Origin of the sequence: Streptomyces sp. NPDC057253 (assembly GCF_042669125.1) — a bacterium.
In the GTDB taxonomy this organism is placed as follows: Bacteria; Actinomycetota; Actinomycetes; order Streptomycetales; family Streptomycetaceae; genus Streptomyces.
Genome location: NZ_JBHUXV010000112.1, coordinates 21,929 through 30,978 on the forward strand (window position 1 = coordinate 21,929; position 9,050 = coordinate 30,978).

Annotated in this window: 7 protein-coding genes; 5 read left to right on the plus strand and 2 right to left on the minus strand. The window is 70.9% G+C overall.

Going from position 1 to position 9,050, the window contains the following annotated elements:
* Positions 1-143: 143 nt before the first annotated feature.
* The 4 genes from ACFULQ_RS38925 (at position 144) to ACFULQ_RS38940 (ending at position 4,489) form a co-directional block, all read left to right on the plus strand.
* Positions 144-2,189 carry an MFS transporter gene (locus ACFULQ_RS38925; protein ID WP_383553584.1) on the plus strand — a complete coding sequence of 682 codons (2,046 nt, stop codon included), beginning with the start codon at positions 144-146 and terminating at the stop codon, positions 2,187-2,189.
* A gap of 491 nt (positions 2,190-2,680) precedes the next feature.
* Positions 2,681-3,376 carry an EF-hand domain-containing protein gene (locus ACFULQ_RS38930; protein WP_383553587.1) on the plus strand — a complete coding sequence of 232 codons (696 nt, stop codon included), beginning with the start codon at positions 2,681-2,683 and terminating at the stop codon, positions 3,374-3,376.
* Between the two features lie 5 nt (positions 3,377-3,381).
* Positions 3,382-3,939, plus strand: a complete 558-nt coding sequence (locus ACFULQ_RS38935) for a hypothetical protein (RefSeq protein ID WP_383553590.1) — start codon at positions 3,382-3,384, stop codon at positions 3,937-3,939.
* A gap of 157 nt (positions 3,940-4,096) precedes the next feature.
* Positions 4,097-4,489, plus strand: coding sequence for an FHA domain-containing protein (locus tag ACFULQ_RS38940; RefSeq protein ID WP_062025215.1), 393 nt, complete (start codon positions 4,097-4,099; stop codon positions 4,487-4,489).
* 25 nt (positions 4,490-4,514) lie between these two features.
* On the opposite strand, the gene ACFULQ_RS38945 is transcribed toward ACFULQ_RS38940, so the two are convergent.
* Both ACFULQ_RS38945 and proP read right to left on the minus strand, forming a co-directional pair.
* Complete coding sequence (locus ACFULQ_RS38945) at positions 4,515-5,186, minus strand: O-methyltransferase (RefSeq protein WP_383553594.1); 672 nt, start codon at positions 5,184-5,186, stop codon at positions 4,515-4,517.
* 87 nt (positions 5,187-5,273) lie between these two features.
* Entirely contained in the window at positions 5,274-6,641 is a 1,368-nt protein-coding gene (gene proP, locus ACFULQ_RS38950; RefSeq protein ID WP_383553596.1) for a glycine betaine/L-proline transporter ProP, read from the minus strand.
* Between the two features lie 312 nt (positions 6,642-6,953).
* On the opposite strand from proP, the gene ACFULQ_RS38955 reads away from it, so the two are divergent.
* A complete protein-coding gene (locus tag ACFULQ_RS38955; protein WP_383553599.1) occupies positions 6,954-8,960 on the plus strand; it encodes a bifunctional glycosyltransferase 87/phosphatase PAP2 family protein in 2,007 nt (668 codons plus the stop codon).
* Positions 8,961-9,050: the final 90 nt, after the last annotated feature.

A 9,050-nucleotide genomic window follows, 5' to 3' on the forward strand; every position in this document is an offset into this window, starting at 1 on the left:
CACAAACCCCAGAGATTATGCAGAACCCCTCCACAGTCCGTGCGCGGAAGCCCCCGGAACAACGGCTTCCAAAAGGACTCGACAGGCCATAAACGGTCACACCGACCACGATGGAGCTGTAACGAGAGCCCCGGGAGGTCTTCATGACGGCGGATGCGCACGGTATGACGGGGAATGTGCGTGACACAGGAGAGGACCATGTGTCCGGCAACGTCCTCGTCTCGATCGGGGCCCTGTTGCTCGGCATGCTGCTCGCCGCGCTGGACCAGACGATCGTCTCCACCGCGCTGCCCACCATCGTCAGCGACCTCGGCGGGATGGAGCATCTGTCCTGGGTCGTGACGGCGTATCTGCTGGCCTCCACGGCCGCGACCCCGCTGTGGGGCAAACTCGGGGACCAGTACGGGCGCAAGCGGCTGTTCCAGACCGCGATCGTGATCTTCCTGATCGGTTCGGCGCTGTGCGGGATGGCCCAGGACATGCCCCAGCTCATCGCCTTCCGGGCCCTCCAGGGGCTGGGCGGCGGCGGGTTGATGGTGCTGTCGATGGCGATCGTCGGCGATCTCGTCCCGCCGCGGGAACGCGGGCGCTACCAGGGGCTGTTCGGGGCGGTGTTCGGAGCGACGAGTGTGCTCGGGCCGTTGCTGGGCGGGTTGTTCACCGAGCATCTGAGCTGGCGGTGGGTGTTCTACGTCAACCTGCCGGTGGGTGTCGTCGCGTTGGCCGTGATCGCGGTCGTGCTGCGGATTCCGCGCAGGTCGGCGAAGCATGTCATCGACTACCTGGGGACGTTCCTCATCGCCGCCGTCGCCACCTGTCTGGTGCTGGTGGCCTCGCTGGGCGGCACCACGTGGGGCTGGGGGTCGCCGCAGATCGTCGGGCTCGCGGTGCTGGGGGTGGTGCTGGCGCTCGCCTTCGTGGCGGTCGAACGGCGGGCCGCGGAGCCGGTGTTGCCGCTGAAGCTGTTCCGGATCCGGACCTTCGCGCTGTCCGCCGTCATCAGCTTCATCGTCGGGTTCGCGATGTTCGGGGCGATGACCTATCTGCCGACGTTCCTCCAGGTGGTGCAGGGAGTCTCGCCGACGATGTCCGGCGTGCACATGCTGCCGATGGTGTTCGGGCTGCTGCTGTCCTCGACGGTCTCCGGGCAGATCGTCAGCCGCACCGGGCGGTGGAAGGTGTTCCCGGTCGCGGGGACGGCCGTCACGACGCTGGGGCTGCTGCTTCTGCACCGGCTCGACGAGAACAGTTCCACGTGGGTCATGAGCGTGTACTTCTGTGTGTTCGGGCTGGGGCTCGGGCTGGTCATGCAGGTGCTGGTGCTGATCGTGCAGAACGCCGTCTCGTACGAGGATCTCGGCGTCGCCACGTCCGGGGCGACCTTCTTCCGGTCGATCGGGGCGTCCTTCGGTGTCGCGATCTTCGGCACGGTCTTCGCGAACCGGCTCGGGGACAAGCTGGCCGACGCGTTGCGGGGGGCTCAACTGCCGCCGGGTGTCTCCGTGTCGGGGCTGGAGTCCGACTCCCGGGGGCTCGGGGAGCTGCCGGCCGCGGTGCGTCCCGCGGCGCTGCACGCGTACGCCTCGTCGATCACCGACGTGTTCCTGTACGCCGCGCCCGTCGCGTTCCTCGGGTTCGTGCTCGCGTGGTTCCTCAAGGAGGACCGGCTGCGGGGGTCGGTCACGGCGCCCGATGTCACCGAGACGCTGGCCAGTAATCCGGTGGAGCGGTCGTCGTACGACGAGGTGTGCCGGGCGTTGTCGCTGCTGGGGACTCGGGAGGGGCGGCGGGAGGTGTACCGGAAGATCACTGCGCGGGCCGGGTACGACCTGTTGCCGGCGTCGAGTTGGCTCGTGCTGCGGATTCGGCGGTACGGGTGGGTGGAGCCGGCGGTGCTCGCGGAGCGGACGTCCGTGCCGCTGAGCGTGATCATCGAGGCGGCTCGGCAGGTGGAGGAGCGGGGGTTGGGGGAGCGGAGGGGGCCTGATCTCCGGCTCACGGAGGCGGGGCGGGAGGTGGCGGGGCGGCTCGCCGCCGCTCGGGAGGAGTCGTTGGCGGAGCTGCTGGGGGACTGGTGGGGGCCGGATCGGCCTACGGATCTGACGCAGTTGGTGACGTCGCTGAACGATGAGTTGTGCGGGTCGGATCGGGAGCAGCCGCATGGGGGTGGGGCGGGGGTTCGGTTGTGACGGGGGGTGGGTTCCGTGTTCGGGTGCGGGTTCGGTGGGGGCGGGCGTTTTGCGCAGTTCCCCGCGCCCCTGAGATGCCTGCGGCGGCCCGTTTCGCCCCGGTGAGGGCTTGTGTAGCGCATCCGGTCGAGTGGGTGGGTCGGTGCCGGGGTGGGGGGTATCCGTCCTCGGTCCGGCGGCTCGGTCACTTGAGATGTCCTCGGTTCCGGACGCCGGCCGCTGCGGGCGGACACCCCCCACCCCGTCCCCTGCGCGCCGTACGCGGCCAACGGTCCGGTGGGGGCGGGCGCGGCCGGCTAACGGTCCCGTCGTAGCGCGCGTAACTGCAACTCCTCAGGGGCGCGGGGAACTGCGCGACCAGCCACGACGGACCCGCGCCCGCCAGACAACCTGACCCGGCACCCCCATAGGCGCCCCGCAACCCGCCCCGCTTCCCCCGTACACACATGCGTAGACGGTTTGAAGGAGGGGTTCGCGGCAACCCGGCAGATGTGTCAACAGGCCTGATCATCGCTCTGATCGTGATCGTGGCGGCCGTCCTGATCGTGGCGGCCGTCCTGACCCTGCGAGGCCGGAACCCCCAGCACGGCCGGGGCCTGAAGCGGCGCTTCGGGCCCGAGTACGACCGTGCCGTGGCCCGGCACGACGGGGACGAGAAGGCCGCCGAGCGCGAACTCGCCGAGCGCGTGGAGCGGCACGGATCCCTGCGCGAGCAGCCCCTCGAACCGGCACAGCGCCAGCGTTACGAAGAGCGCTGGACCGCTGCCCAGGAACGCTTCGTCGACTCCCCGCGGGAGGCCGTCGCCGAGGCCGACCGGCTGATCGCCGAACTCGCCAAGGACCGCGGTTTCCCGGACGGCGGACAGTACGAGGAGCAGTTCGCCGCGCTGTCCGTGCACCACGCGCACCATGTGCACGGCTACCGGCGGGTGCACACCGTGGTCGGCGCCCGCGTGAACGCCGACCGGGACGGCGACGGGCGGGTGAACACCGAGGAGATGCGCGAGGCCATGGTCGAGGCGCGAGCGCTCTTCGAGGACCTCGTCGGGCCGCCGCAGCGCCGCGAGGAGTCCCGCACCCCCACGGAGGAGTCCCAGGTGCGCGCGGGTCAGCCCCGCGACGGTCGCGAGCACAGCCGCGGCCACCTTCCGTGGGCATTCAACCGGCGTCACGCGAAGGGGAGTTGAGTGACATGACGGATGCCACGAGCAAGCCGATCGGCGACAAGAGCACGACCGGTGAGCCCACGGGCGCGCACAGCCCCCTGGTGGCGCCCACCGAGACCGAGGCGCCGGATCTGGGCGCGTCCCGCGGTGAGCGTGACGGGCGTGCGGAGGGCGCTGAGAGCGCGGGGCGGCGTGAATCGGTGCCGGGCGCCGTGCCCCCGGGCCGCGAGGGTCGGCTCGGTCGGGACTCCGCCGCCGGTGGCGACAGGACCTCCGCGCTTCGCGGCTCCGACGGCCATGACGCCCGGCTGCTTCCGCACGACGAGTGCGACAAGCTCAGCGCCCGGCTCCAGCACGCCGTCGCCGGGTTCGTCGACGAGCCCCGGTCCGCCGTCGAGGAGGCCGACCACGTGCTGGAAGAGGTCGCCGCGCGGTTCGCCGACGCCGTGAAGCAGCGTCGGCGTACCCTGCGCAACTCCTGGCAGGCCGGTGAGGGCAAGGCCGGTGACGCCGGTGACACCGAGCAACTCCGGCTGGCGCTGCGGGACTACCGCGAGCTGACCGAGCGGCTGTTGCACAGCTGACGTCTCGTTCGTACACACGACCGGCCCGTTGCCCGGACCAGGGCGGCGGGCCGGTCTTGGGTTGCCTTGCACCGGACACCGCCGTGCCGGGCGATTTATCATGCGGCGGCGGTGGGCCAACGGGGCTGCCGCGCAAGGACGTATCGGAGGAGCGCACGTGCTCGAACTCACCATGGCCGTCGTCACCGCGGCGGAGGAGGGTGCCACGGCCGGGATGCAGATGGCCGAGGCGCCCAGTGACCCGGGCACCGTGCTGCGTGTGGGCCGGGACAAGTCCGTGTGCCGCCTCGTGACGCCCGACGACTGGCTGTTCGTCTCCCGGGTGCATCTGGAGTTCCTGTGCGGACCCGAGGGCGTCTGGCAGGTCACCTGGCTCCAGGGCTCGCAGCCCGATCCCTCGTCCGAGGTACAGCTGGTGTCCGGGGCGTACGCCCAGCCGCTCGTCTACGGCGGCTCCGTGACCCTGCCCCGGGGCGGCAACGGCGAGATCGTGATCCGCGACCGCACCGCCCCGCGCAGCGTCAACGTCGGCTTCTATCACGAGGTGTGACCGGGAGGGCCGCCACCCGTCAGGGCTACGGCAGTACCCGCGCCAGTGCGAAGCCGTCGTAGCCCTTGCTGCCCACCGTCTGGATCGCCGTGGCGCTCAACCGCGGGTGCCGGCCGATGAGTTCGAGGGCCGTGCGCGTGCCCTGGACGTCGGGGGCCGGGTTGTCGGGGTCGGCGACCCGGCCGCCCCGTACGACGTTGTCGACGACGATCAGGCTGCCCGGGCCGGTGAGCTTGAGCGCCCACTCCACGTAGTGCGGGTTGTTGCCCTTGTCGGCGTCGATGAAGACCAGGTCGAAGGGGGGCGGGTTCTCGTCGGCCAGCCGGGGCAGGGACTCCAGGGCGGGGCCGACGCGGACCTCGACGACCTTGTCGAGGCCCGCGCGGGCGAGGTTGCGGCTCGCGACCTCGGCGTTCCTCGGGCTGTACTCCAGTGAGACCAGGCGGCCGTCCGCGGGCAGGGCGCGGGCCAGCCAGATCGTGCTGTAGCCGCCGAGCGTGCCGAGCTCGAGGATCGTGCGGGCGCCCTGGATCTGGGCGAGGAGCTGGAGCAGCTTGCCCTGCGGTGCCGTGACGGCGATGGACGGGAGGCCGGCGGCCTCGCTGTCGCGCAGGGCCGCCCGGAGCACTTCGTCCTCCGGGGCGAGGTGGGCGGTGAAGTAGTCGTCGACGTCGTCCCAGAACTGCGACTCGCTCATACACCTGTGCCTTTCATCTGCCTAGTTAGGCCAGCTAACTAGTTGCGCTAATGAATATAGGCGTGCTCCCGGCTCCTGTCAGGGAAATTACCGCTGCGGCGCCGAGCCCGGCAGTGGCCGCCCCGCCGACTCCGTCATGAACCACACCGCCGCGCCGCCGATGACGGCCGCGGCCATCATGTAGTAGGCGGGCATCATCATGTTCCCGGTCGCGCCGATCAGCGCGGTCACCACCAGCGGGGTCGTGCCGCCGAAGAGGGACACCGAGACGTTGAAGCCGACCGAGAGGGACCCGTAGCGGACCCGGGTCGGGAAGAGGGCCGGCAGCGCCGACGGCATCGCGGCCGTGAAGCAGACCAGGAGCAGGCCCAGCGCGCCCATGCCGAGCCCGATCGCGACCAGGCTGCCCTGGCGGATCAGCAGCAGGGCCGGGACCGACAGCAGCAGGAAGCCCGCACAGCCCGCGGCGATCACCGGGCGGCGGCCGATCCGGTCGCTCAGGGCGCCCGCGAACGGCTGGACGATCATCATCAGCGCCATCACGGCGAGGACGACCAGCAGGCCGTGCGTCTCGTCGTACTTGAGCTCGCTGGTCAGATAGCTCGGCATGTACGACAGCAGCATGTAGTCGGTGACGTTGAAGACCAGGACCAGGCCGACGCAGAGCAGCAGCGCCCGCCACTGGCCGGTGATCATCTCGCGCAGCGGGACCTTCGGGCGGCTCGCCTCGGCCTTCTCGGCCTCGGCCGCGAACGCCGGGGTCTCCTCCAGGCGCAGCCGCAGATACAGGCCGATGACGCCCATCGGGCCCGCGATCAGGAACGGGATCCGCCAGCCCCAGGACACCAGGTCCTCGGTGGACAGCAGGGCCGTCATCAGGGTGACCAGGCCGGCGCCGGCGATGTACCCGGCGAGCGTGCCGAACTCCAGCCAGCTGCCGAGGAAGCCGCGCCGCTTGTCGGGGGCGTACTCGGCGATGAAGGTGGTCGCGCCCGCGTACTCGCCGCCGGTGGAGAAGCCCTGGACCAGGCGGGCCAGCAGGAGCAGCAGGGGCGCTCCGACGCCGATGGTGGCGTACGACGGGATCAGGCCGATGGCGAAGGTGCCGGCCGCCATCATGATCATGGTGACGGCGAGGACCTTCTGGCGGCCGACGCGGTCGCCCAGCGGGCCGAAGACCAGTCCGCCGAGCGGGCGGACCAGGAAGGCCGCGGCGAAGGCGCCGAACGTCGACAGCAGCTGGGCGGTCGGGTTCCCGGACGGGAAGAAGACCTTGCCCAGGGTGACCGCGATATAGCTGTAGACGCCGAAGTCGAACCACTCCATGGCGTTGCCCAGCGCGGCGGCCTTCACGGCCCGCTTCACGAGGGCGGGGTCGACGGCCACGGCTTCGGAGGGGGCGTCCGGGGTGCGAGGGGTATGGGCTGACGGGGTGATGACTGGAGCACTCGGCAAAACTTCGCTCGCCTGCCTTTCGACGGGGACAAGGGTAAAAAGCGACCATAAGGGGACTTGCCGGGATCACGTGGCGGACCCGTTCGGTCACCAGGAGTGCATAAACGTGGCGTATGCAGGTACTTGGCCTCTGATCCGATACCCGGTTTTCCGGATCGCATGTGATCCTTCTCGCGCCCTTCGCGCGCGACCGCATGGTGCGCGGACTATCGTCATCCGGACAAAAGGAGATCGGGCGTCAGGTGAAGCGGGGGTTCCCTGCGTCCTCCCTCATGGACTCGTGGCACGAACGGGACGGGAGGCCGACGAGGCGTGGCGAATGCGGAGCACAGTGGGACCACCGAGGTGCAGGCGCGGCTGCGCGCGGCCAGACTCGCCCTGTGGCTGGTGGCGGCGGTCCTCGCGGTACGTCAGGTGGCCGTCGTCCTCAGTACCCCCAAGGGCGAGCGCCTGACGGACCTGGAGACCTGGGTCGGCCCGGACGGCGTCCTGCATGTGAAGGGTTCGCTCTACGACTCCACGCAGTTCACCGGCACCCCGTTCGGGGGACTCGTCCTCAAGCCCCTGACCCGGGCCGCCGAACAGGCGCTCGGCTGGGGCTGGACCTTCGGCACCCTCCTGCTGGTCGTCGCCCTCGGCCTGGTCGCCGCCCGCGCCCTGCCCCAGCCGGTCAGCCGCCGTACCGCGCTGCTCGCCGCACCCGTCGCGATCAGCCTCCTCATGCTGTCGCTGCCCGTGCGCAACACGCTCTACCTGGGGCAGACCAGCATCATCCCGGTCCTGCTGGTCCTGCTCGGCTGTTTCGCCGTCCGTGATCAGCGGGTCGCCGGTCTGCTCATCGGCCTCGCCGCCGCCCTCCAGCCCCCGGTCCTGCTCTTCGCCGCCCTGCTCCTCCTCACCGGCCGCCGCCGGGCCGCCCTGACCACCGGGGCGACCTTCGCCGCGAGCACCGCGCTCGCCTGGGCCGCGCTGCCGCACGACTCGTACACCTACTGGGTGCACCACCTCGCGGGCACCGGCCTCGGCGGGCCCGCCGACGCTCTCGCCAACCAGTCCCTGCACGGTCTGCTGCTGCGGCTCGGGGTCTCCGGCTCGCTGGAGATCGCGCTCTTCCTGGTGCTGGGCGCGGGGGTGGCCTTCGTCGGCGTCCGCCGGGCCGTGCGCTACGCGCGCGACGGCCAGCTGCTGCTCGCCGTCGCGATCACCGGCTGCGCGGCGATCGCGATCTCGCCGACGGCCTGGCAGCACCAGCTGCTGTGGGTGCTGCTCGCGGTCGTCGGGCGGGTCGGCAAGCGGGCCTCCGACCGGTATGTGTGGCCGGTCGGCGTCGTCGTGGTGATGACGCTCCCGGCGAGCATGCTGCTGCCGCACATCGCGTCGCTGTACCCGCTGCGGGACAACGCGGTGCTGCTGGCCGCGCTGGCCGCCGCCACGGTGATTCCGTTCCTGCCCCGGACCTCGCCGTACTACGCCACCCCGGTCCCCACGGAGTACGCCCCGCGGGTTCCCGCCCGGTTCCGCCACGTGCCGCTGCTGCCGTTCCTGCGGCGGGTGCTCACGCGCCCGAACCTGCTCCTCGAACTGCTGCTGATTCGTGTCACCTACGCCGCCTACCAGCAGGTCAGACTCGCGGCGACCGGGGGCACCAACTCCGCGGGGCGGGCCACGGCCGAGCAGCACGGGCACCAGATCCTCGATCTGGAGCGGTGGCTGCACATCGACATCGAGCACTGGGTCAACCACGCGGTCGTCAAGGTCGACTGGCTGCGGAACTTCTTCGACTTCTACTACGAGTCGTTCCACTTCGTGGTGCCGCTGAGCGTGCTGGCCGTTCTGTACTGGCGGCGGCCGGTGGACTACCGGTGGGCCCGGGCGTCGCTCGGGTTCGCCACGCTGCTGGCGCTGGTCGGGTTCTGGCTCTATCCGCTGGCACCGCCCCGGCTCATGCCGGCGCTGGGGATCATCGACACCGTGCACGGCGTGCAGGACTTCTCGAAGCCGGACTACGGCACCCTGACCGCGCTGACCAACCAGTACGCGGCGATGCCCTCGCTGCACTTCGGGTGGTCGTTGTGGTGCGGGGTGGTGATCGCGATCGTCGCGCCGAGGTGGTGGATGAAGGCGCTTGGGCTGCTGCACCCGTTCTTCACCGTGTCGGCGATCGTGGCGACCGGCAACCACTGGGTGCTGGACGCGGTGGGGGGAGCGGCGGTCGTCGCCGCCGGCTTCGGGCTGTCGTACCTGTTCCAGGGGCCCCGGGCCAGGATGGTGACTGGCGCCGCGGAAGTCGATGAGGAACGGGCGCTCGTGAAGAGGTAGGCGCCTTCTGGGGTGCCGCGCTGTGTGGTCCGGCGGATACGGGTCCGTCGTGGCCGGTCGCGCGATTCCCCGCGCCCCTGAGGGGCGCGG

Bases quoted from the DNA above. Each gene is read 5' to 3' on its own strand.
- ACFULQ_RS38925 (WP_383553584.1), top strand. From the start codon at position 144: ATGACGGCGGATGCGCACGGTATGACGGGGAATGTGCGTGACACAGGA.
- ACFULQ_RS38935 (WP_383553590.1), top strand. From the start codon at position 3,382: ATGACGGATGCCACGAGCAAGCCGATCGGCGACAAGAGCACGACCGGT.
- ACFULQ_RS38945 (WP_383553594.1), bottom strand. From the start codon at position 5,186: ATGAGCGAGTCGCAGTTCTGGGACGACGTCGACGACTACTTCACCGCC.